This is a genomic window from Nonomuraea sp. NPDC050394 (assembly GCF_044459065.1).
In the GTDB taxonomy this organism is placed as follows: domain Bacteria; phylum Actinomycetota; class Actinomycetes; order Streptosporangiales; family Streptosporangiaceae; genus Nonomuraea.
The window spans coordinates 198,609-222,076 of sequence record NZ_JBITIO010000010.1 but is presented as its reverse complement, the minus strand read 5'-3'; the positions used below and the strand labels follow the sequence as shown (position 1 = coordinate 222,076).

19 protein-coding genes are annotated in these 23,468 nt (G+C 70.3%); 7 read left to right on the top strand and 12 right to left on the bottom strand.

Annotated elements, in window-relative coordinates:
- Positions 1-9: 9 nt before the first annotated feature.
- On the top strand, positions 10-3,027 hold the full coding sequence (locus ACIBKY_RS34360; RefSeq protein WP_397103292.1) for a M14 family zinc carboxypeptidase: 3,018 nt from the start codon (positions 10-12) through the stop codon (positions 3,025-3,027).
- Between the two features lie 622 nt (positions 3,028-3,649).
- A complete protein-coding gene (locus tag ACIBKY_RS34355; protein ID WP_397103290.1) occupies positions 3,650-5,083 on the top strand; it encodes an aldehyde dehydrogenase in 1,434 nt (477 codons plus the stop codon).
- Between the two features lie 390 nt (positions 5,084-5,473).
- On the opposite strand, the gene ACIBKY_RS34350 is transcribed toward ACIBKY_RS34355, so the two are convergent.
- The 4 genes from ACIBKY_RS34350 to ACIBKY_RS34335 are packed head-to-tail and all read right to left on the bottom strand — an operon-like array spanning position 5,474 to position 9,840.
- Positions 5,474-6,232: an alpha/beta hydrolase gene (locus ACIBKY_RS34350; protein WP_397103288.1), complete on the bottom strand. Its 759-nt coding sequence runs from the start codon at positions 6,230-6,232 to the stop codon at positions 5,474-5,476.
- Positions 6,233-6,242: 10 nt separating this feature from the next.
- On the bottom strand, positions 6,243-6,593 hold the full coding sequence (locus tag ACIBKY_RS34345) for an AMP-binding protein (RefSeq protein WP_397103286.1): 351 nt from the start codon (positions 6,591-6,593) through the stop codon (positions 6,243-6,245).
- Positions 6,594-6,648: 55 nt separating this feature from the next.
- A complete protein-coding gene (locus ACIBKY_RS34340; protein WP_397103284.1) occupies positions 6,649-9,063 on the bottom strand; it encodes a LuxR C-terminal-related transcriptional regulator in 2,415 nt (804 codons plus the stop codon).
- A 42-nt stretch (positions 9,064-9,105) separates the two neighbouring features.
- Entirely contained in the window at positions 9,106-9,840 is a 735-nt protein-coding gene (locus ACIBKY_RS34335) for an AMP-binding protein (RefSeq protein ID WP_184960363.1), read from the bottom strand.
- A 148-nt stretch (positions 9,841-9,988) separates the two neighbouring features.
- Between ACIBKY_RS34335 and ACIBKY_RS34330 the strand changes: the two genes are divergently transcribed.
- Entirely contained in the window at positions 9,989-10,165 is a 177-nt protein-coding gene (locus ACIBKY_RS34330) for a hypothetical protein (RefSeq protein WP_397103282.1), read from the top strand.
- Between the two features lie 72 nt (positions 10,166-10,237).
- A complete protein-coding gene (typA, locus tag ACIBKY_RS34325) occupies positions 10,238-12,091 on the top strand; it encodes a translational GTPase TypA (RefSeq protein WP_397103280.1) in 1,854 nt (617 codons plus the stop codon).
- Between the two features lie 51 nt (positions 12,092-12,142).
- Here the strand turns inward: typA and ACIBKY_RS34320 are convergent, their stop codons facing one another.
- Positions 12,143-12,757, bottom strand: a complete 615-nt coding sequence (locus ACIBKY_RS34320) for a hypothetical protein (RefSeq protein ID WP_397103278.1) — start codon at positions 12,755-12,757, stop codon at positions 12,143-12,145.
- Between the two features lie 142 nt (positions 12,758-12,899).
- On the opposite strand from ACIBKY_RS34320, the gene ACIBKY_RS34315 reads away from it, so the two are divergent.
- The gene (locus tag ACIBKY_RS34315) at positions 12,900-15,389 is read left to right on the top strand and encodes a hypothetical protein (RefSeq protein WP_397103276.1); all 2,490 of its coding nucleotides are present in this window, start codon (positions 12,900-12,902) and stop codon (positions 15,387-15,389) included.
- Here ACIBKY_RS34315 and ACIBKY_RS34310 read toward each other — a convergent pair.
- The 6 genes from ACIBKY_RS34310 to ACIBKY_RS34285 all read right to left on the bottom strand — a co-directional run bounded on the left by ACIBKY_RS34310 (position 15,386) and on the right by ACIBKY_RS34285 (position 20,870).
- Positions 15,386-16,813 (bottom strand): DUF2079 domain-containing protein, encoded by a 1,428-nt coding sequence (locus ACIBKY_RS34310; protein WP_397103274.1) that lies wholly within the window; start codon positions 16,811-16,813, stop codon positions 15,386-15,388. The genes ACIBKY_RS34315 and ACIBKY_RS34310 overlap by 4 nt on opposite strands.
- Positions 16,814-16,905: 92 nt before the next feature.
- On the bottom strand, positions 16,906-17,556 hold the full coding sequence (locus tag ACIBKY_RS34305) for a DUF2461 domain-containing protein (RefSeq protein WP_397103272.1): 651 nt from the start codon (positions 17,554-17,556) through the stop codon (positions 16,906-16,908).
- Between the two features lie 30 nt (positions 17,557-17,586).
- A complete protein-coding gene (locus ACIBKY_RS34300; RefSeq protein WP_397103270.1) occupies positions 17,587-19,101 on the bottom strand; it encodes a helicase HerA-like domain-containing protein in 1,515 nt (504 codons plus the stop codon).
- Entirely contained in the window at positions 19,098-19,823 is a 726-nt protein-coding gene (locus tag ACIBKY_RS34295; protein ID WP_397103592.1) for a polysaccharide deacetylase family protein, read from the bottom strand. Before ACIBKY_RS34295 ends, ACIBKY_RS34300 begins: the two co-directional genes overlap by 4 nt.
- Positions 19,824-19,913: 90 nt before the next feature.
- The gene (locus ACIBKY_RS34290) at positions 19,914-20,219 is read right to left on the bottom strand and encodes a hypothetical protein (protein ID WP_397103268.1); all 306 of its coding nucleotides are present in this window, start codon (positions 20,217-20,219) and stop codon (positions 19,914-19,916) included.
- A gap of 75 nt (positions 20,220-20,294) precedes the next feature.
- Positions 20,295-20,870, bottom strand: coding sequence for a helix-turn-helix domain-containing protein (locus tag ACIBKY_RS34285; protein ID WP_397103266.1), 576 nt, complete (start codon positions 20,868-20,870; stop codon positions 20,295-20,297).
- A gap of 88 nt (positions 20,871-20,958) precedes the next feature.
- Here ACIBKY_RS34285 and ACIBKY_RS34280 point away from each other — a divergent pair, with 88 nt between their 5' ends.
- Together ACIBKY_RS34280 and ACIBKY_RS34275 are read left to right on the top strand one after the other, a co-directional pair.
- Complete coding sequence (locus ACIBKY_RS34280; RefSeq protein ID WP_397103264.1) at positions 20,959-21,792, top strand: EamA family transporter; 834 nt, start codon at positions 20,959-20,961, stop codon at positions 21,790-21,792.
- Between the two features lie 28 nt (positions 21,793-21,820).
- Entirely contained in the window at positions 21,821-22,777 is a 957-nt protein-coding gene (locus ACIBKY_RS34275; protein WP_397103262.1) for an anti-sigma factor RsbA family regulatory protein, read from the top strand.
- On the opposite strand, the gene ACIBKY_RS34270 is transcribed toward ACIBKY_RS34275, so the two are convergent.
- Complete coding sequence (locus tag ACIBKY_RS34270; protein ID WP_379612464.1) at positions 22,754-23,338, bottom strand: sigma-70 family RNA polymerase sigma factor; 585 nt, start codon at positions 23,336-23,338, stop codon at positions 22,754-22,756. The two genes, ACIBKY_RS34275 and ACIBKY_RS34270, sit on opposite strands and share 24 nt — an antisense overlap.
- Positions 23,339-23,468: the final 130 nt, after the last annotated feature.

Sequence of the window (23,468 nt, the reverse complement as noted above, 5' to 3'; positions counted from 1 at the left end):
GGGCAGACCGTGTCACGTTCTTTAACGCTTCTCACAGCCGTCCTCATCGGCTTAGGCAGCTCCCTGGTCTCCGTCGAGGCCCAGGCGTCGGTCGTGGATCCACTGCCGCCCAGCGATCGTATCGAGCTCTACCAGCTCGACAGTCCGCCCGGCACTGGCGAGAGGCTCAGGGAGGCAGGCTTCGACGTCGTACAACAGCAGGTCAACGGCGGTAAGGAGCACATCGAGCTGACCGCCGACCAGGCGGGGCTAGCGGGGCTCGCCAAACTCGGCCACAAGCCGGAGCCCGTGCGCAACCAGCAGGGCCAGACACAGCTGGAGGCGGCCAAGGCCCAGGCCGCCGGCGGCTACACCGTCTGGAAGTCCTACACGGAGCCGGGCGGCATCGCCGACCAGCTCAGGTCCATCGCCAACGCCAACAAAGACGTGGTCAAGCTGATGTCCATCGGCAAGACCATCCAAGGCAAGGACATCCTCGCCGCCAAGGTCACCTCGCTGGCCCGCATCCTGCCGGACGGCGCCAAGCCCGCGGTCTTCTACTCCGCCACGCAGCACGCCCGCGAGTGGATCGCGACCGAGGTCAACATGCGGCTGCTCAAGCACGTGGTCGCCAACAAGGCGTCGCTGCGCGGCCTGCTGGGCACCACCGAGCTCTGGTTCCTGCCGGTGGCCAACCCCGACGGCTACGACTTCTCCTTCACCGAGGGCAACCGCCTCTGGCGTAAGAACCTGCGCGACGTGAACGGCGACGGGACCATCACCCGCGGCGACGGCGTCGACCCGAACCGGAACTTCCCCACGAACTTCCACTACGACGAGGAGGGCTCCTCCTCGATCCCGAGCAGCGACACCTACCGGGGCGCCGGACCGGCCAGCGAGCCGGAGACCAAGGCGTTCGACGGCCTGATGAAGCGCATCCGGTTCAAGTTCAACGTCAACTACCACTCCTTCGGCCCGCTGCTGCTCTACCCGCTGGGTGTGCAGATCGCCACGGAGACCGCCGACAACCCGATCTACGAGGCGCTGTCGGGCGACGACGCCAACCCGGCGATCCCCGGCTTCGACCCCGACCTCGGCGCCGAGCTGTACATCACCAACGGCGACACCAACGACCGCGCGCACTCCGAGTACGGCACGCTGTCCTGGACCCCCGAATTGAATGAGGGCTGCGAAGGCTGCGGCTTCGTCTTCCCCGATGACGAGGCGCTGGTCCAGGCGGAGTTCGAGAAGAACATCCCCTTCGCACTCGACGTGGCCAAGTCCGCGCGCAACCCGGTCGAACCCGTCAGCCACCTGGGCAACACGACACCGGACTTCGTCCTGGACACCTTCGAGACCAGCAACGGCCGCGACCAGGTCGTCCAGGTCAACGCCAAGCGCAAGCTGGGCCCGGTCTGGCTGCAGTACCAGGTCAACGGCGGGCGTACCAAGAGTGTGCTGACCGGCGAGTGGCGCGGCGGCGAGCGCTACGGCGACGGCTACAACCGCTACTACCACTGGATGCGCGGCAAGATCACCGGCACCCGGCCGGGCGACACCGTGAAGGTCTGGTTCAGCTCGATCACCAAGAAGAGCGGCTCCTTCACCTACAAGGTCAACAGCGACATCGGGGGCAAGGTTCTCGTCCTGGCCGCCGAGGACGTCACCGGCATCAGCCCCGTCCAGGGCGTCACCGAGGCGAAGTACGCCGACGAGTACGTCAAGTCGCTCGACGAAGCCGGCTACAGCTCCGACGTCTACGACGTGGACAAGGCCGGACGCAAGGCCCCGCACCCGCTCGGCACGCTGAGCCACTACAAGGCGATCGTCTGGGAGACCGGCGACGACATCATCCCGAGAAGCACCGGCCAGGCCCCCGGCACCACGTCCAAGCTGGGCGTGGACACCGAACTCGCGGTGCGCGACTACCTCAACGAGGGCGGCAAGCTGCTGCACGCCGGCAAGTACCCGTCCTACGCGGCCAACAACAACGGCGCCTACTTCTACCAGCCCAACCAGCCCACGCAGCCCGAGTGCACGACTCCGTCCGACCCGCCGTGCATCCCGATCTTCAACGACTTCCAGCAGTACTGGCTCGGCGCCTACGTCTTCTTCGACGACGCCGGCACCGACCACGGCACCGGCAACCCCTTCGCCCTCCAGGGCAAGGGCGGCAGGTTCGAGGGCTTCAACGGCACGCTCGAGCCCACCCACACCAACTCCTACGTGGCCACCTCGGCGATCCTGCCCGCCGCGCAGTTCCCGCTGTTCGCCAGCTCCGCCCAGATCAAGTGGGTACGGCCGGGCGGCCCCTTCGACCCGCACACCGGCGCCTGGGACGTCTACAGCGGCATCGCCGACGTCTCCTGGAAACGCCTGACCAAGACCGTCAACCTGACCGGCAAGAGCAGTGGCGACCTGTCGTTCTGGACCTCCTTCGACACCGAGGCCGCCTGGGACTTCCTGACCGTCGAGGCCCGCACCGCCGGCCAGGACGACTGGACCACCCTGCCCGACGCCAACGGCCACACCACCCAGGACACCGGGGAGAGCTGCAAGACCGAGAACTCCGGCGGCTGGCGCGACATCCACCCCTTCACCCAGCGCTACCAGGGCGTCAACTGCGAGCCCACCGGCACCTCCGGCGCCTGGCACGCCGCCTCGGGCAACTCGGGCGGCTGGCAGCAGTGGAAGATCGACCTGACCCCGTACGCGGGCAAGCAGGTCGAGCTGTCGATCTCCTACATCAGCGACTGGGCCACCCAGGGCGCCGGCGTCTTCCTCGACGACTTCACGGTGACCCTGGACGGCGCGAGCGCCGAGCAGACCTCGTTCGAGTCGGACCTGGGCGGCTGGACCGCGGCCGACCCGCCGGCGGGGTCGGCGCCTTCGGTCAACAACTGGTTCCGCACCGACCAGCTCTTCGAGGAGGGTGGCGGCATCGTCACCCGTGACACGGTCTACCTCGGGTTCGGCGCGGAGAGCCTGACCACGCAGGCCATCCGGACCGATCTGGTGAGGAGGGCGATGAAGCACCTGATCGGCTAGCCACTCCCGCGGGCGGCTGCCGAGCGGAGTCACGGCGGGCACCATCACAAGCCCACCCGCCCCGCTCCGGCAGCCGCCCCTTCCCGAACCCGAACCCGCGCCCCGTCCTTCGCGACACCCCCTCCCGGCCCACGCCCATCCCCCACGACACCCCCTCCAGGCCCGCAGCCACCTCCCCCGCAGCGCCCTTTCCCCAGCCCGCGCCCACCCTCCCCCGCGACACCCCTCCCGGGCCACAGCCACCTCCCCGCGGCACCCTCCCCCGGCCCGCGCCCACACTCCGCGACACTCCTCCCGGGCCACAGCCACTCCCCCGCAGCCCCCCTTCCCGACCACAACCCACCTCCCCCGCAGCATGCCCTCCTGGGCAGCGGCCGCCTCCCTCGTGGCGTGGGCTCCCAGGCCACAGCCTCGCCCGTGGCGTGCCCTCCGGCCGTGGTGCCCGAGGGCCGAGGGCTTCCCGAGGGCCGCTTCCGGGTCTCCGGTCGGTGGCGTGGCGGGCACCGGGACGCCTCGCGCCCTTGCCGTTCCGGACAGAACATGGTTCGGTTTCCCTGGACACGACTCGTCGCCAGAGGAAGACTGAACCAAGCAAGCATTCGGTCGGTAGGAGGCTCACGACATGCGCCAGCACGACACGCTGTTCATCGGGGGCGAATGGGTGGCCCCCGCGGGCACCGGTGTGATCGACGTCATCTCCCCGCACACCGAGGAGGTCGTGGGCCGGGTACCCGACGGCACCCCGGCCGACATGGACCGCGCGGTCGCCGCCGCCCGCGCGGCCTTCGACCACGGCCCCTGGCCCCGCATGACCTTCGCGGAACGCGCCGCGGTCATCGGCAGGCTGGCCGACATCTACGCCGCCAAGCAGGGCGAGATGGCCGCGCTCATCACCGAGGAGATGGGCTCGCCGATCACGTTCTCCAACCTCGCCCAGACACCACAGCCCCTCGGCATGCTGCAGTTCTACGCCGAGTACGGCCAGACGTTCGCGCAGGAGGAAGAGCGTCCCGGCCTGTTCGGCCCCACCACCGTACGGCGCGAGCCCGTCGGCGTGGTGGCCGCGATCGTGCCGTGGAACGTCCCGCAGTTCGTCTCCATGACCAAGATCGCACCGGCGCTGCTGGCCGGATGCACGATTGTGCTCAAGCCCGCGCCGGAGACCCCGCTCGACTCCTACATGTTCGCGGACATGATCACCGAGGCCGGCATCCCGGCGGGCGTGCTCAACATCGTCCCCGCCGGCCGCGAGGCCGGCGAGCACCTCGTCTCCCACCCGGACGTCGACAAGGTCGCCTTCACCGGCTCCACCGCCGCCGGCCGCCGCATCGCCGCCATCTGCGGCGAGCAGCTCAAGCGGGTCAGCCTCGAACTGGGCGGCAAGTCCGCCGCCATCATCCTCGACGACGCCGACCTGCCCGCCAGCATGGGCATGCTCGCCATCGCCTCGCTCATGAACAACGGCCAGGCCTGCGTGGCCCAGACGCGCATCCTCGCCTCTCGCAACAGGTACGACGAGGTCGTCGAGGCCGTCGCCGCCATGGTCAGCTCCCAGCCCGTGGGCGACCCGTCCGACCCGGCGACCGGCATCGGCCCCCTGGTCGCCAAGCGGCAGCAGGAGCGGGTGGAGGGGTACATCAAGATCGGCATGGACGAGGGCGCCAAGGTCGTCGTCGGCGGCCTGTCCCGCCCGATGGACCGCGGCTGGTACGTGGCCCCGACCGTCTTCGCCGGCGCCACCAACGAGATGCGGATCGCCCGCGAGGAGATCTTCGGCCCCGTGCTCGCCGTCATCCCCTTCGAGGACGAGGCGGACGCGCTGCGCATCGCCAACGACAGCGAGTACGGCCTGTGCGGCACCGTCTGGACCGCCGACACCGACCACGGCATGGACATCGCTCGCCAGGTGCGCACCGGCACCTACGGCGTCAACTGCCTCATGCTGGAGGCCAACGTCCCGTTCGGCGGCTACAAGGCCAGCGGCCTCGGCCGCGAGCTCGGCCCCGAGGGCCTGAGCGCCTACCTGGAGTACAAGACCATCGCCCGCCTGGGCTGACCCCACCACCCAAAACCCACAAACCCGAACCCCGGCCAGCCGAACCCCGCCCAAAACGTGCCCCGGGACCGGCCCCACCCAGCACCCGACCACCCCCGAAGCAGACGAACCCGGAAGCGGACGAACCCGGAAGCGAGCGAACCGGAAGCGGACGAACCCGGGAACGGGTGAACCCTGGGCTGACCTGGGGAAGCGTGAAGGTACGAGAGGGGCCCGTGACTCCACGGGCCCCTTCGCACGTCTAGATGGCACCCAGCGCGCCCCCGCAACGCTGGGCGACCGCCTGACTACATGAAGTATGTCCTACGGTCTCCACCAGGGGCGGTTTCCTTCCCCAAGGACTTTCTCCCGGCGGTTTTCTTCCATCCGCCCTAGGTAGACGCCTATTACTCAGGAAAGGTTCGAATCAATCCACTTTCCGATCCGGAGAACCAGATCGGGCCTGGCCGCCGACTCGGCGTGGCCGTACCCCGGCTCGATCCACAGCTCCTTCGGCTCCCGGGCGCCGTCGTAGAGCTGACGGGCGTGCTCCAGGGGAAAGAACGTGTCCGAATCCCCATGCACGATCAGCAAGGGAGTGGGCGAGATCAGCGCGGCGGCCTCGTGCGGCGGCATCGGCACGGGGTCCCACTGCCCGCGCGCGATCCGGGTCCGCTTGACCACGCGCGCGGCGATCCGGCCGATCGGCTTCTCGATGGCCCAGTGGACCTGGCGCATCGGCTTGGTGCCCCGGTAGTACCACCGCGCGGGGCCGCTCACCGCGACCACCGCGTCGATCCCCCCGTGCAACCCCGCATGCCGTACGGCGACCGCCGCCCCCATGGAGAAGCCCACCACGGCGACCTTGCGGTATCCGATGACCCGCGCGTGCCGTACCGCGGCCTCCACGTCGTGGACCTCAAGGTCGCCCACGGTGCTCTCGCCGCCCGAGCGCCCGTGCCCGCGGAAGTCGAAGGACACCACGCCGCCGAACCGGCTGAGCACGTGCGTGATCCGCCGCGTGTCCGCGCACCGCCACGACCCGGTGAACCCGTGGGCCAGCACGATCCCGGCCTCGACGTCGCCGGAGGCGGAGGGCGTGTGGACCCCTTCCAGGCGGATGCCGTCCGAGGTCCTGAGCATGACGGGAAAATTCTTCGCAAGCGGCATGAATCCGAGCTTAGGCACCCAGCTCAGCGGCGCTCATCACCACCCTGATCCTGGAGTCCTGGGCGGCCGCGAGCGCCCGTGGATCGTCGGAGATCATCAGCCGCGCGGAGCTGGTCACGACCCGCTCCCAGAGGCCGTCGCCGTCGGGCGCCAGTGGCGAGACGGCCGCTCCCGCCGCCATCACCGCGTCCGCCGCCACCAGCAGGGCGGATCCGACCGGCAGGCAGATCAGCACCGTGTCACCCGCCCGCACGCCTCGCCGCCGGAGCCGCGCGGCCGCCGTGGCCAGGCGCTCATCGTGCTGTTCTTCGGTGAGCGTCTGCCCCGTCCCGGGGTCGATCATGACGATCCGCTGGTCCATGCGACCACGGTAGGGACGCCGGGATCCGCGCACATGGGGCGGATTATGCAGATGATTATGCAGAAGGAACACCATGGTCGGCGGCCCACACGGCGATCTGCGCGCGCGAGGTGTAGCCGAGCTTGTCCATGATGTTGGCGATGTGCCGGGCCACCGTGGCCGGGCTGATCACCAGTTCCTCGGCGATGGCCTTGTTGGACAGGCCGCGGGTGAGCATGCCGGCGATCTCCTGTTCGCGGGCGGTCAGCAGCGAGCCGCGTACCGGCTCCACCTGGACCGGGCCCGCGGCCGGTTCCGGCCGACGCCCCTCCAGCACCTGCGTCGCCACCTCGAACGGCGGCCGCGAGCGCCCCCTCGACCACAACGACGTGGTACGGCCCTCGCCCAGCTTGGCACGGGCGGAAGACAGCAGTTCGTCGACCTTGACCGAGCCGGTCCGCTGGCCCATCGACTCGCGCAGGGCGGCCACCGCGGACGAGGCCAGCACCGCGCTCTCCAGGTCGCCTTCGGCCCGTGCCAGCGCGGACAGCGACACCAGGCAGCGGTTCATGGCCTGGCGCAGGCCGCACTCGCGGGCCATGGCGACCGCCTCGGCCAGCCGTTGGCGGGCGGCGGCCAGGTCACCCAGCTGCGCGCAGACGCGCCCGCTCCTGGCGAGGTTCTGGGCCAGGTCGCCGCGGTTGCCGAGCTCGCGCAGCCAGGAGATGGCCGCGTCGTAGTGCTCGGCCGCCGACTCCAGGTCGCCACGGGTCTCGGCGGCCAGACCCAGGTGGGAGGCGGCCATGGCGAGGATCCACGGATGACCGTGCGCGCTCGCCACGGCGTGGGCCTCCTCGGCGCCGCGCTGGGCCTCGCGCTGGCGGCCGCGCTGCAGCGAGTAGATGGACCCCTCGATGAGCGCCCCGGCCTCGTTGAACCGGTCGCCGTTGTCCCTGGCCACCGTCAGCGCGCTGTCGATGTGGGCGGTCGCCTCGTCGCCCCTGCCCATGCGCAGCAGCGCTCCGCCGGCCACGGTGTGGGCCGTGGCCAGGACGAACGGGTCCCCCGCCATGCCGGCCAGTCCCTCGCGGGCGGCGGCCAGGCCGCTGTCGAGGTCGTCGCGGGTCAGCAGCCCGTACGCCAGGTAGCCCTTCGCCAGCGCGATCTGCTCCGGCGCCACCAGGCTGAGGTCCTGCCGCAGCAGCCGCTCGACCCACCCGACGACCTCGGCGGCGCTGCCGCCCAGCGACAGCAGGCCGCTGCTGCGCATGCACAGCCGAAGGCCCATGGTGACGTTGCCGGAGCGCAGCGCCCACTCCAGCGCGGCCCGCTGGTCGGCGAGCCGGTCTCGGCTGCCGGTGTGGGCGGCCAGCCGTTCGCGCCAGGTGACGCCGGGCGTGAGGAACTCCGCGTCGAACGCCCGCTCCTGAAGCTTGCACAGCACCCTCAGGTGCAGGTCGCGTACCATCCGTTCCTCGTCGGAGTCGGCCAGCCGCTCGGCGGCGAACTGCCGGATGGTGTCGAGCAGCCGGAAGCGCCCGCGGTCCTCGTCGCAGACCACCAGCGACTTGTCCACCAGCGCGCCCAGCAGCGTGACCATGCGCGACTCCGACAGCGGCGGCTCGGCGCACACCCGCTCGACCAGGTCGAGGTCGAAGCCGCCGGCCAGCACCGACAGCCGGCGCAGCAGCGTCTTCTCCGCCTCCGACAGCAGGTCGTGGCTCCACTCGACCGCCGCGGCCAGCGTCCGCTGCCGGGCGGGAGCCGTACGGTCGCCGGAGGTGAGCAGCGCGAACCGGTCGTCGATCCGGTCGGCGATCTGGCCAGGGCTCAGCATGCGGGTGCGGGCGGCGGCCAGTTCGATGGCCAGCGGGAGCCCGTCGAGCGCGCGGCAGAGCCTGGCCACGTCGGGCAGGCTCTCCTCGCCGAGCTGGGTTCCGGCGGCCCGCGCCCGGTTGAGGAACAACTGCACCGACTCGGCCGCCGACGGGTCGGCGCCGGGCAGGTCGAGCGGCGGCACGTGCCAGATCAGCTCGCCGGAGATGCGCAGCGCCTCCCGGCTCGTGGCCAGCACCCGCATGCCCGGGCAGCCGGCCATCAGCGCCGCCGCCGCGTGCGCGGTGGCCTCGACGAGGTGCTCACAGTTGTCCAGCAGGACCAGGAGGCTCGACCCGGCCAGCCGGGTGACGACGGCGTCGGTGAGGTCGCGGCCGCGCTCGCTCTCCAGCCCGAACACCTCGGCGATCTCCTGCATGACCAGCTCGGGCCGGGAGATCTTGGCCAGTTCGACCGCCCACACGCCGTCGGCGAAGTCGTCGAGCAGCCGGTGGGCCACGCGTAACGCCAGCCGCGTCTTGCCGATGCCGCCGACTCCGCACAAGGTCACCGCACGCGTCTCGTCGAACATCGCGCACAGGTCGCCGATGTCACGCTCACGGCCGACGAACCGGTTGGGCTCGGCCGGCAGGTTGTGCCGCGGGGCATCCGCCATGACTTCACAGTGGCGCACTTGGCGCGCTCTGTCACCGTTTTCTCACAGCGCGAGTGAGCTCGTGACCGCCCGGTCGTCGACCACCCGCAGCAGCGGATCGCCCAACAGCCGCCTGGCCAGCTCGTACGGCGCCACGACCAGCGTGGCCGCGTGCTCGCTCGCCAGCACCCTGCAGCCGATCAGCGTCGGCTCGTGCGCCACGACCACGTGCGCGCCGCACATGAGCGCGAGATCCAGCGTACGCAGCGCCTTGAACACGTCGGTGACGGCCACCAGCACCACGTCGTCCTTGCCGATGAGCAGCCGGGCGGCGAGCCTGCGCAGGTCGCCGGCGAGCTCCTCGTGGCTCAGCACCCGCCGGCCGTCGAGGGTCAGCGCCGGTCCCGCGAGCGGGCCGAAGTCCACGCGCTCCTCGCCGATCAGCGAGGAGAACCGGTCAGGTCCCTGGCCCGGTTCGAAGGTGAACACCTTCTCCGCCCGCGTCTCGCGCATCCGGTGGACGACGGCCAGCCGCGCGACGCCCCCCGGATTGAGCAGCGCCACCCCGCCCGACCAGGCGACGGCATGCACCGCGCACGGCAGTGCCGCGCCCGGAGGCAGGTCGACCAGCACGTGGTCCCCGTACCTCAAGCCGTGACGGCGCAACCCGGCCGCCGCGTGAGTGACTCGGCGGACGAGAGTGGCATAGGTCATGACCTCGCCGGTCCGTACGTCGGTGACCGCGGGACGGTCGCCGCCGGCCGGAGCCGCGTTCATGACCAACTCTGTCCAGGTCATGCCGTCAATGTAGGGAGCAACGCCCGCCCCGGCATCATCATGAATGTGCAAGCGGCTATGTATCTCCACGGACGAGACGGCCGATCGCATCCTCAATGCCGCTTTCGCGGAGCCGGAGACGACCCTGCCGGCGGGGCCGTACCTTAAGGTGGCGAGGGAACATCTGGCCGGGCATCTGCGCAGCCCGGAATCAGAAGCGGTCGCCGAGGTGTTCATAAGGGTGACCCTGTTGTTCCTGCTCACCCCGGACAGCGTCGTACCCCTGAGCAGCGATGAGGAGGCCAGGGCGTTCGCCGCCCGGCACCTCGTGCCGCTCCTGCCATGAGCGGGATCAACTAGACTTAATAGGCCGCGGTTCGCGCGGTCTGCCTCCACGAACACAGAGCGAGACGTCATCATGCCTTTGAACAGCCGCGACGACCTGCGGAACATCGCGATCATCGCGCACGTCGACCATGGCAAGACCACGCTGGTCGACGCCATGCTCTGGCAGTCCGGGGCCTTCCGCGCCAACCAGGACGTCGACGACCGCGTCATGGACTCCAACGACCTAGAGCGCGAGAAGGGCATCACCATTCTCGCGAAGAACACCGCCGTCAAGCACGGCGACATGACCATCAACATCATCGACACCCCCGGCCACGCCGACTTCGGCGGCGAGGTCGAGCGCGGGTTGTCGATGGTCGACGGCGTCGTGCTGCTGGTGGACGCCTCCGAGGGCCCGCTGCCCCAGACGCGCTTCGTGCTGCGCAAGGCGCTGTCGGCGAAGATGCCGGTCATCCTGTGCATCAACAAGGTCGACCGCCCCGACTCCCGCATCGCGGAGGTCGTCGACGAGGTTTACGCACTGTTCATGGACCTCGACGCGACCGACGACCAGATCGACTTCCCGATCGTCTACGCCTCGGCCAAGGCCGGGCGCGCCGCGCTGGCGCGGCCCGCCGACGGCGGCATGCCCGACTCCGAGGACCTCGAGCCGCTGTTCGACATCATCAAGTCGACGATCCCGGCGCCGACCTACGACCCGAGCGCCCCGCTGCAGGCGCACGTCACCAACCTCGACGCCTCCTCCTACCTGGGCCGGATCGCGCTGTGCCGTATCCACCAGGGCACGATTCGCAAGGGTCAGCAGGTCGCGTGGTGCCGTACCGATGGCACGATCCAGCGCGTCAAGATCACTGAGCTGCTCATGACCGACGCGCTGGAGCGCAAGCCCGCCGAGGAGGCCGGTCCCGGCGACATCATCGCGATCGCGGGCATTCCCGAGATCATGATCGGTGAGACGCTGGCCGACCCCGAGGACCCGCGCCCGCTGCCGCTCATCACCGTCGACGAGCCGGCCATCTCGATGACCATCGGCACCAACACCTCGCCGCTGGTCGGCAAGGCCAAGGGCTCCAAGGTCACCGCCCGCATGGTCAAGGACCGCCTCGACAAGGAGCTCGTCGGCAACGTGTCGCTGCGCGTGCTGCCCACCGAGCGTCCCGACGCGTGGGAGGTCCAGGGCCGTGGCGAGCTGGCGCTGGCCATCCTGGTCGAGCAGATGCGCCGCGAGGGCTACGAGCTGACCGTCGGCAAGCCGCAGGTCGTCACCAAGGAGGTCGACGGCAAGCTCCACGAGCCGGTCGAGCGCCTGACCGTCGACTGCCCCGAGGAGTACCTCGGCGCCGTCACCCAGCTCCTCGCCGTCCGCAAGGGCCGCATGGAGCACATGACCAACCACGGCACCGGCTGGATCCGGATGGAGTTCGTGGTCCCGGCGCGCGGCCTGATCGGCTTCCGCACCGAGTTCCTCACCGAGACGCGTGGCACCGGCCTGGTGCACCACGTCTTCGAGGCCTACGAGCCGTGGTTCGGCGAGCTGCGCACCCGCAACAACGGTTCGCTGGTGGCCGACCGCTCCGGTCCGGTGACGGCGTTCGCCATGCTCAACCTCCAGGAGCGCGGCACGCTCTTCGTCTCCCCCACCACGGAGGTGTACGAGGGCATGATCGTCGGCGAGAACTCGCGCTCCGACGACATGGACGTCAACATCACCAAGGAGAAGAAGCTCACCAACATGCGCTCCTCCACGGCCGACGTCACCGAGACGCTGACGCCGCCGCGGGTGCTGTCGCTGGAGCAGGCGCTGGAGTTCATCCGGGACGACGAGTGCGTGGAGATCACGCCGGAGACGGTCCGCATCCGCAAGGTCGTGCTGGACGCCTCCACCCGCGCCCGCACCGTCGCGCGGGCCAAGCGCAACAACTGACACACCACGTCGAAGGGGTACGGCGGGCCTCCGCCGTACCCCTTCGGCGCGTTACTTCAGCAGCAGCCGCCGCTGCTCCCCCACCGGGGGCCGGGCCCAGGTCACCTCACCGTCGTCGATGAGCCCCTGGACCACCTCCCGCATGGGGTCACCGGCGGTGTGGCGTCCGGCCGCCTTGGCCAGATCGATCATCAACGTGTTCTCGTCCTCGCCGGGGGCGATCACCGACACGTAGCCGAGTTCGGCGTCGCCGTACCAGCTGCCGAGGTTCTCGGTGACCTCGCGCACGGCGGCGAGGACCTCTGTGGAGGCCGTCCCGCGCAGGTGCAGGACTCCGGGCTGCGCGACCTCGACGCAGACCTTCATGAGTCCCTCGACCGCGCCTTCCGGGTCGCGCAGCGCGTTGTGGCTCAGGGCCGCGAAGCGCGCGGCCAGCACGTAGAGCGAGATCGCCCGCGGCGGGTCCGCGAGCGTCAGAATCCCGTGTTCCCCGTGGATGGTGAGCTTGCCGCCCCCTTCTTCGTAAGCGCGCAGGCCGGTCATGAAGGCGGTCTCCGCCTGGGCGCTCAGTTGTAGCTGCCAGCCCCATTTCCGCTCGACCGGGAAGCGGCCGTCGTCGGCCTGTCCCTTCTGCTTGTCGCGGCGAAGCCGCCGGGTGATCCACACGATTTCGCAGTCCCCTCTCTGCTCATCGGGCACAAAGGGGGCAGATTAGCCCGATCTCCCAGTTCGCGGACCGGTGTAATCACACCGTTACCTAGGTCCGTGGAACATCAGCGGTCTCACATGAATCATCCAAGGTGTGGGCTTGATCCGGAGGGTCGTCGCGTACGGGCTCGCCGCCCTTTCGGCTGCGGCGATCATCTGGTGCACCCTCACGGCGATGCCGGTGGATCGGCCACTGTCACGGGGACAGCCCGACGGGTCGCGGCCGCTGCCCTCCGGCGCGGCCGACGAGCGCAGGGCCACCACCGACGTCACCATCGCCAGGGCCACCGCCGCCGACCTTCGCCAGGTGCCACCGGCCCGCATCGACGAGCGCCAGCATCAGGTCAGGGTGACGATCACCCACACGTTCCGCATGGACGAGGACGACCCGCTCGCCGGCTGGATCAGGGGCAGCGTGCCCCCGGACCTGCGGGCGATCACCGACAAGGGCCTCGGCGCGCTCAAGGTCGGCGGCGGCTGGCTCGCGCCCACCGTCAGGTACCCGGCCGAGCTCACCACCTCCGGCGGCAAGTCCACCGCCGAGTTCCGCGTGATCGTGCTGCGCCAGCTCGCCAGGGGTGAGGAACTGACGCTGGAGTTCCAGGCGCCCGGCGTCCAGCCCTCGCTGATCAACCAGCGCACGATCACGCTGTTCCCCACCGAGTGGAGCGTGCTGCGCACCTCGGGTCTCGAACCGGAGCGGGAGGAGGCCGAGCGGCTGCAGTTCACGGTGAACTACCAGGTCACCGTCACCCTCGTCCACGACTCCTACGGTTTCGTCGACCACGAGGAGGACGAGGCGTTCTCCTGGGGCAGTGAGCTGGCGATCGTCACCGCGCTCCTGCTGATCGCCTTCCTGCTGCGCTCGCTCGGCCGGCCGTGGTGGCAGCAGCTCCACAACCGGGAGCTGTTCATCGGCCTGCTCCTGGCCGCGCCCGTGCTGGCCAGCCCGTTCTACGCCAAGGGCCTGCAGGGCATCGCGTACGTGGTGATGTTCGGCGTGCTGCCCGCGATCGCGGTGCGCCACGCCGGCCGCATGGTGCCCACGCCCGCGCCCTGGACCAGCCGTGACGCGCTCGCGGTGACCGCGCTCGGCGTGCTCGTGGCCTTCGCCATGTTCGTGTGGTCGACCCGCCACGTCCAGCTCCACCCGCCCCAGCTGATCACCGGCGTCGCCGTCGCCGCGCTGGCCGCGGCGGGCGCCGCGATCGCCTTCAGCGCCGACCTCGGCATCCGTTTCGTGGTGGTACGGCTGGCCGCCGTGGCCGCCGGGACCGCCATCGGCACCCTGGCGCTCGCCCTGTGGTTCAAGGCGCTGTTCTACGACGTCTACCCGCCCGACAGCGTCCACCTGGTGCTGGGCCTGTTCTGGTCACTGATCCCGATCGGCGCCGTCGCCGTCGTCACCAGGACCTGGTCGCGTGGCGCCCTCGTGGCCGCGGTGATCCTCAGCCTGCTCATGCAGGGCTGGCCCACCGAGTGGCTCGACGACGGCTCCTGGAGCACGCCCGTCGACCACCCCGAGCCCATGCTCGGCACGCTGGAGCTCACCCCGCTGGTCCGCGGCGTGCTCGGGCTGCTCCTGCTCGGCTTCGTCCTGCTGATCCTGCGGCTGCGCCGCCTGGGCGGCGAGCTGGGCGCCGTGCACCACCGCGCCGCCGTGGCCAGCGTGACCGTCTGCCTGATGGTGCTCCACCTGTCGCCCAGGGGCACCGGCAGCCTGCCCGACCTCGACGTCACCGTGCCCCTGCTCTCGGTCACCTCGGTCTTCGCGTGGATCTCCGCGTGGTGGCTGCTCGGGCCCATGCCGGACGGGCTGGACGAGCCGCGTACCGCCGAGGAGCACCGCGCGATGGTGCGCCGCGCCCTCCACAAGCGGCTGCTGCTCGTCTCCGAGCAGGAGCTCTACCGCGTCGGCCGCGGCAGGATCGGCGCCGGCGAGCTGTCGATGGGCGACTTCGAGCAGCAGCGCGACGAGCTCGAAACCGCCCTGGACGGGCACGGCCGCCATCCCGAGACCGCCTTCGCCACCAGCGCCGCCTGCACGCCCTGGCACAACGGCGTGCACGCCTTCGTGATCTGCCTGCTGCTGAGCCTGCCGTTCCTCTTCATGTACGGCCTGCCCGCCGGCCCCGACCTGGCCAGTTACCTCTTCGACGCGCGCTACCTGCTGACGCTGCCCGCGTTCGGCTTCCTGTTCGGCTACTTCTACCCGCGCATCAGGGGCACGCAGCCGATGACGAAGGTGCTGCACCTGATGGCCGCCGCCCTGGTCACGGAGTTGTCGGCGTACCTGCCCGCCTTCGCGGAGCCGGACGTCTCCGCCTTCGACAAGCTTCAGTTACTGGCGATCGTGGTCGGGCAGGTCGCGCTGGTCTACATCGGCCTCGGGCTCTTCTGGGAGTGGCGGCTCATGCACCTGGCCGGGGAGCCGTGGGGCCGGGTCAGAAACATCCGCAGCCTGCGCAGCCTGGCCACGCCTCTGGTCGCGGTCCTGATCGCCGTGGTGACTACCGCCGCCACCTCGGCCGCGAGCCAGTCGGTCGACCGGATCCTGCGCGGCGACCAGGTGCAGACCGGCGGCCCCTAGAGCTTCGGATCCGGCCCCGGCCGGTGCAGCACGACATAGGCGTCCTGGCGGAACCGGATCTGGTACCCCGCCGCCACCAGCGCGTCGAGCCGGTCGGCCTGTTCCGCCGCGTTCTTGAACGGGAACACGCGCCGCCCGACCTCCACCACCACCCAGGGCGCCCACCGGGGCGTACGGTCGAGCAGCAGCACGCGCGCCCGTCCGGTCAGCAGCGGCCCCAGGTTGTTGGCCACCTCCACCAGCGCCCCGTCGGGCACCGTGGCCACGGCCCCGGCGGCGGCCAGCTCCCGCGGATCGCGCCGGTACGAGCCGGGGTCGGCGAGCTGCGCCAGCGAGAAGAACGGCACGGTGGCCAGTGCGAACACCACGATCCCTGCCACCCAGACCTTCCGCAGCCGCCCGAACCGCCGCACCGTGTCGACCCCGGCCGCGAAGATCACCACGACCAGGAACGCGTTGTAGTGGTACTCGGGCACCCACCAGTTGGGGAACGAACTGGCCAGCATCCGCTCGGCCAGCAACGGCACCGCCATCAGCACCAGCGGCGAGCCCAGCGCCGCCAGCGCCGAGACCCCCAGCAGAAGCAGCAGGGTCACCAGCTTGACCGGCGGCGTCCCCAGCAGCCCGAACGCCGTGAGCGGGTCGGTCACGATCGTCCGCACCGCGCTGGACACCCCGTCACCGAGCGCCCCGTAGGCCCAGTAGTAGTCGGGCCGCCCGCCGAAGGCCGGGATGAGCACCTGCGAGGCCAGCCCCGTGAACGCCACCCCGCCCAGCACGAACCCGCCACCGAGCATCCGCCACCCGGCCCGCGTCAGCAGCACCAGCCCGAACCCGGCGACCAGCAACCCCATGTCCTCCTTCACGCACAGCAGCCCGAGCGCGGCCACCACGACGGCGGCCCTGCGCCCGGCCTGCCAGCGTTCGAGCATGACCGCGGTGAGCAGCGGCACGAACGCCACCTCGTGGAAGTCGAAGGCCACCGCCTCGGCCACCGGCCACGACAGCGTGTAGGCGATCGCCACCGCGTGGGCGGCTCCCGTCCCGAGCGCCCGCCGGGCGAACACCCAGAGCGGCACGGCCGCGGCGGCCAGCAGCACCGACTGCGCGATCAGCAGCGTCTCCGGCCCGTCATGCAGCCAGTAGAGCGGCGCCAGCAGGGCGAGGATCGGCGACCAGTGGTCCCCGAGCACGGAGAAGCCGGCCCCGAAGTCGTTGTGGACGCCCTTGACGATGGCGATCGGCAGCCGGAACCCGGAGTAGGACCGCACCGCCTGATCGAAGATCACCAGATCGTAGGTACCGGCCTTGAGCGCGTGGACCCGTACGAGCGACAGCACCGAGTAGACCACCGCCGCCACCCCGGCGATCCCCCAGATCCACAGCCACTCCCGCCTGGAGGCCCCGGGAACGTCGCCGAACACGCTGCAACGGTACCGGTGCCCGAACCTCGCCCGGGACGGCCCTCCCGCTTCCCCGCGGAGATGGGAAGGGATGGCCCATCGGTCAGGTGTTCTTAGCGGCGGGGCAGCTCGGAGCCACGCACATGCGTGGACAGCCACTCCACCAGCGGCGCGAACTCCCGCCAGGCCACGCGGACCCGGGACTCGACCTCCGGCGTGTGGACCCATGGCTCCGGCTCCGCGCGCACGCCGGCGTAGATGGAGCGGTGGCGCAGCAGGTCGAGACGCGGATGGTCCTCGGGCACGCCGCGCGGGCGGGTCTTCAGGCGGTCGCCGCGGATCTCGTAGCCCCGCGCCCGCAGGTCCGCGACGATCCGGGTCAGGGGCTTGCCGGACAGGTCGGCGGAGACGGCCTCGCGGTAGCGGGCCACCTGGTCGGCGGCCTGCGTGTAGATGCCGCCCGCCAGGAACAGCCCGGCGGCGCTGACCTCGACGTAGAGGCCGATGCCCGGCTGGGTGTCGATGAAGGCGCCCTGGTGGGTCTTGTACGGGGACTTGTCCTTGGCGAAGCGCACGTCGCGATAGGGACGGAAGAGCTGGGCCGCCCCGAACTCCGGGCCCAGCGCGTCGGTCAGGGCGAGCATCGGCGCCCTGACCGCGTCTTCGTAGAGGTGCTTGTGGCGGGTGAAGTACGCCTTGGAGTTGTCCGCCTCAAGGCCCTCGAAAAAGATGAACGCCTCGTCGGGGAAGCCGGTGAAACCCATGCCGATCAGGGTGCCAGACCTGACCGACAGTCAGCGGCGGCGGCGGGCCGTACCGAAGATGGATCTGCTGATCTCGCGCCCGAGCGAGCTGGCGGCGGAGCGGGCGAACGACTTGAAGACCGACGATCCCAGCACACTTTCGAGCAACGTGGGTTCGGCGGAGCGAGGGGGCTCCGCCGGGCGCTCCGGCTCGGGTGCCTCCGTGGCGGGGGCCGGGGGCACCACCTTCGCGGCCAGGATCTCGTAGGCCGAGTCGCGGTCGATGGCCTGGGCGTACTTGGGACGCAGCGGCGAGGCGGCGATCACGCCCTGCACCACGGCCGCGTCGGCGGGCGCCATGCGCGAGCTCGGCGCCCGCATCCGGGTCCAGGCCACGGGCGTCGGGATGCCCTTGTCCGACAGCACGGTCACGACCGCCTCACCGATCCCGAGCTGCGTGAGCACCTCCTCCAGGTCGTAGGAGGAGTTGGGGAAGGTGGACACGGTCGCCTTCAGCGCCTTGGCGTCCTGCGGGGTGAAGGCCCGCAGCGCGTGCTGGACCCGGGCGCCGAGCTGCGCGAGCACGTCGGCCGGCACGTCCTTGGGCGTCTGCGTGACGAAGAACACGCCGATCCCCTTGGAGCGGATCAGCCGCACGGTCTGCGTGATCGAGCGCAGGAACGCCTTGGAGGCGTCGCCGAACAGCAGGTGCGCCTCGTCGAAGAAGAAGACCAGGCGGGGCTTGTCCGGGTCGCCCACCTCGGGCATGCCGCTGAACAGGTCGGCCAGCAGCCACATGAGGAAGGTCGAGAACATCGCCGGACGATCCTGTACGGCCGGCAGCTCCAGGATCGACACCATCCCCCGCCCGTCCGGCGTGACCCGCAGCAGGTCGGCGGTGTCGAACTCCGGCTCGCCGAAGAACTGGTCGGCCCCTTCGGCGGCGAAGTTCACCAGTGCCCGCAGGATCACCCCGGCGGTCTGCTTGGACAGCCCGCCCACGCCCTTGAGCGCGTCGGGGTTGTCGAGCAGGAACTGGATGACCGCCCGCAGGTCCTTGAGGTCGAGCAGCGGCAGCCCGGCCTGGTCGGCGAAGTGGAAGATGAGCCCGAGCGAGGACTCCTGGGTGTCGTTGAGCCCGAGCACCTTCGACAGCAGCGTGGGCCCGAAGGCGGTCATGGTGGCGCGCAGCGGGATGCCCTCGCCGATGCCGCCGAGCGCGTAGAACTCGGTGGGGCAGGCCTGCGGCGACCAGATCTGGCCGATGCCGGCGGAGCGTTCCATGAGCTTGCCGGACGGGTCGCCGGGCTGGGCCATGCCGGACAGGTCGCCCTTGATGTCGGCCAGGAACACCGGTACGCCGGCGGCCGACAACTGCTCGGCGATGACCTGCAGCGTCTTGGTCTTGCCCGTGCCGGTGGCGCCGGCGACCAGGCCGTGGCGGTTGAGCATGCGCAGCGGCAGGCGTACCTGGGCGTCGGGGCGGCCCGCGCCGTCCACGACCAGGGCGCCGAGGTCGATGGTGGGCTCGTCGAAGGTGTAGCCCCTGATGATGTCGTCGATCATCGTTCGGTGTACTTCCTGCCTGGTGCCGGCGGCTTGCCGTACAGCTCGGACACGGTGACGAACGCGTAGCCCTTGCCCGCGAACACGTCGAGGATCTTGGGAATGGCGTCGACCGTCGTGCGGTGGATGTCGTGCATGAGGATGATCGATCCGGGTTTCGCCTGGACGGCGCGCCTGGACACGATCGAGGCGTTGCGATCGCGCCAGTCGAGCGTGTCGACGTTCCAGAGGATCTGGGCCAGCCCCTCGCGCCGGGTCGCGGCGGCCACCGAGGCGTCGGTCGACCCGTACGGCGGCCGCATGAGCGTCATCCGTACCCCGGTCTCCCGCTCGACCACGTCCTGGGTGTGCTTGAGCTGATAGCGCAGCCCCGACTCCGACAGCGTGGTGAGCTGCTCGTGGCTCCAGGAGTGGTTGCCGAGTTCGTGCCCATCGTCGACCATGCGGCGCAGGTTGCCCTGCCTGTCGGCGGCGACCATCTGGCCGACGACGAAGAAGGTCGCCTTGGCGGCGTGCCTGCGCAGCATGCCGAGCAGCCGGGCGGTATGGTCGCCCGGCCCGTCGTCGAAGGTCAGCGCGACGCACTTGGCCCTCTTGCAGTCGATCCGGCGTCTGCCCGGCCAGTCGAGCTGCATGGAGGTCAGCTGCCTCGCCAGAACGCCCGGGTCGACGGGGTCAGGGTCCGGCGGCCGCATCGGCAGCACCGTCGCGACCCCGGCCATCGGTTGCACGTGCGCGCACCCTGCCGTCAGCAACAGCGCCAACGGCCACCCCCACCAGCGCATATTCCCCCCGGAATCGCGTCGGGGGCGCTATGGGTAATCGCCGGCCGAGTCCCCCCGCAATTCCTTGGCCAGGTCTTCCCACCAGGCTGGGACATCGGCCTGCAATTCCGCATAGCGACGCGCCACTCTTATGGCACATCCAACCGGATCCGTACCCAAATGCCGACGTTTCACCGCTCCTTCCTGCCAGCGGTAAAAACCATCCCTGAATCGCACGACCAACCCGATCCACACCGACAGGGTCGCGTCGTCGCCCACTTCGTATGCCGTGGTCACACCGAGACTTTGCAGTTCCCCACGGAGTTTCTCGGTGGCAGCACGGGCCTCACTCACGCATACCTCCTGTTGACCCACCGCCCCTCGGAGTAATCATGGAACTCCGGGCCGTCATCCGGAAGGTGTTCGCCGTTATTGGTCGTGAACGACTCGCGGCTCGGCCACGACCATGATCATCCTGACCTCTTCCGTGCCGTCGTTGGCATAGCGGTGGGGCCGGTCGGCGGTGAACAGGGCGGCGTCGTCCGTGCCCACGCGGTGGCTCTTGCCGTACACGGTGAGGGTCAGCTCGCCCCGCAGGACGGTGATCATCTCGCGGGTGCCGGGCGGGTGGGCGTCGCCGTCGTGGTGCTCGCCGGGGGCCAGCCGCCAGTCCCACAGCTCCAGGATCAGCGGCTCGTCGGCGCCGACCAGCAGCATGGCGCGCGAGGCGCCCATGTCGAAGTTGACCACGTCGGACTTGTCGATGATCCGCACGACCGGGACGTCGGCCACCTCGACCAGGCGCGCCACGGTGACGCCGAGCGCGGAGGCGATCCGGGTGAGCGTGGAGACGCTGGGATTGGTCCTGGCCTGTTCGACCTGGACCAGCATGCCTCTGCTCACGCCCGAGCGGGCGGCCAGCGCGTCGAGCGTCAGGCCCCGGTGGGCCCGCTGCGCCCGCACGTTGTTCGCGATGGCCGCCGTGATCGTCTCCGGATCTTCCATGCAGTGCAGTCTAGTGAACAAAATGTGTAGTCTGTGGAACTCCATGTACTGTACTAATAGTTCAACTGAGTGAACTGGAGGGTGTGACGTGACTGCGGTGATCCTCGCGACCGTCTGCGCGGTGGTGTACGGCACGGCCGACTTCTGCGGCGGGCTGGCCACGCGACGATCGCGCGTGCTCTCGGTCGTGGCACTCTCACAGGTCGCCGGCCTGGTCCTCATCCTCGCCCTGCTCCCGCTGCTGCCCGGACTGTTCGACCAGAGGGCGCTGTGGTGGGGCATGGGCGCGGGCGTCGCGGGCGCGGCCGGGCTGGTGCTGTTCTACCGCGCGCTGGCCACCGGGACCATGTCGGTGGTCGCGCCGACCACGGCGGTCACCTCCGCCACCCTGCCGGTGGTGTTCGGCCTGGCGACCGGCGAGCGGCCGGCGCCGCAGGCCCTGATCGGCATCGTCCTGGCGCTGGCCGCGGTGATGCTGGTCAGCCAGGACCCGGCCGCGGGCAAGCGCGGCTCGCTCGGATCGGTGCTGATCGCCCTGGCCGCCGGGGCGGGCTTCGGCGGCTTCTTCATCCTGCTCGACCTGTCCCCCGACGGCACCGGACTGTGGCCGCTGGTCGGCGCCAGGATCTCCTCGGTGACGCTCGTCGTGCTGCTGGCCGTCGTCGCCCGGCGCTCACTCAGGCCCACCGGCGGCTCACTGCGCATCATCGCGCTGGCGGGCCTGCTCGACATGGCGGCCAACGTGCTGTTCCTGCTGGCCAAGCAGGAAGGCATGCTCAGCCTGGTCGCCGTACTGGTCTCGCTCTACCCGGCCAGCACGCTCCTGCTGGCCAGATACGTGCTGGGCGAGCGGCTGCACACCATCCAGGTGGCCGGTGTCGCCTGCGCGCTCGGTGCGGTCGCGCTCATAGCCGTTGCGTAGCCCACCGGCCGCTTGCTACGTTTCGGCCGTGCACCCTGCGCGGGCACAGGCCAATCACGAGTCGCTACGGCACATAGGGATGCCCTACGACTCCGATGAGAGCTTCCTCCATCTGGTCCTGCCCCGCGTGCGCGCCGCCCTCCACGAGGGGCGCCGGGTGCTCGCGGTCACCAGCTCGCGCAAGCTGCAGCTCTTGGCCGACGCGCTGGGCCGCGACGCCGGCCGGATCGACAGAAGGATCGCCGCCTCCTGGTACGCGCATCCGCAGCGGACGCTGGCCGCCTGCCACGAGTACGCCAGAGACCTCCCGACGCTGATCGTCGGCGAGCCCTGCTGGCAGGGCAGGACCGAGCGGGAGATCCGCGAGTGGATCCGCTACGAATCGGTGCTCAACGCCGCGCTCGGCGCCGCGCCCGCGATCGTCGTCTGCCTCTACGACGTGCGCACCACGCCCACCGCCGCGCTCGACTACCGCGCCGTCACCCACCCGTTCCTGGCCGGAGTGAACGGCGAAGCCGTCAGCGAGGCCTTCGTCGAGCCCCACGACCTGATCCTGGACGGCGACCGCCACCCGCTGCCCGACCCCACGGGCCAGGTCACCTCGGTCGGCTTCACCGCCCACGAGCTCAAGCGCTTCAGGCAGGCCGTGGCCGACTACGCCAGGGCGGCGGGGATGGAGCGCAACCTGGTCGCCTCGCTCGTGCTCAGCGTCTCGGAGATCGCGGCCAACTGCGTCGAGCACGGCGCGGGCCACGGCATGATCAGGATGTGGGTGACGGGCAGGGAACTGGTCTGCGAGATCGCCGATCCGGGCGGCGTCCTGGATGACCCGTTACCGGGCTATATACCACCTGAGCCCGAATCCCCTCGGGGATACGGGCTCTGGATCAGTCGTCAGCTCTGCGATCTGGTGGAGATGCGGGACGATGCCGGAACGCTCCGGGTCCGCCTCCACCTGGGCCTAGGCGGCCCGCTGGGCGGGTAGGCGCACGGCGCCTTCCTCCACCGCGTACTCCTCCAGCATGGTGCGCAGCTGCTTGCGGCCGCGGTGCAGCCGGGACATCACGGTGCCGATGGGCGTGCCCATCCGGTCGGCGATCTCCTTGTAGGCGAAGCCCTCGACGTCGGCCAGGTAGACGGCGACGCGGAAGTCCTCGGGCAGCGCGCGCAGCGCGTTCATCACGGAGCTGTCGGGCAGCCGCTCCAGGGCCTCGGTCTCGGCGGACTTCAGGCCGGTGGAGCTGTGCGACTCGGCCGCGTGCAGCTGCCAGTCCTCGACCTCCTCAGCGGCCGAGAGCTTGGGCGAACGCTGCTTCTTGCGGTAGTCGTTGATGAAGTTGTTGGTGAGGATGCGGTGCAGCCACGCCTTGAGGTTGGTGCCCTCGCGGAACTGGTGGTAGGACGTGTACGCCTTGGCCACGGTCTCCTGGACGAGGTCCTCCGCGTCGGCGGTGTTGCGCGTGAGACGCATCGCGGAGGCGAACAGCTGCGAGGTCACGGGCACGACATCGCGCTCGAACCAATCCTGACGCTGCTCTTCGGTCATCGTGATCAAATCATTCCCCCTTGCTATCCCCCGTCTCGGCACGAGCCGCCAGACAGCAGCTCCATGCTCGCAAAACCCCCGTAAGGGCCGCGTTAACCGGTTCTGCCTGGTCAGGGAGGTGAACAGTCCT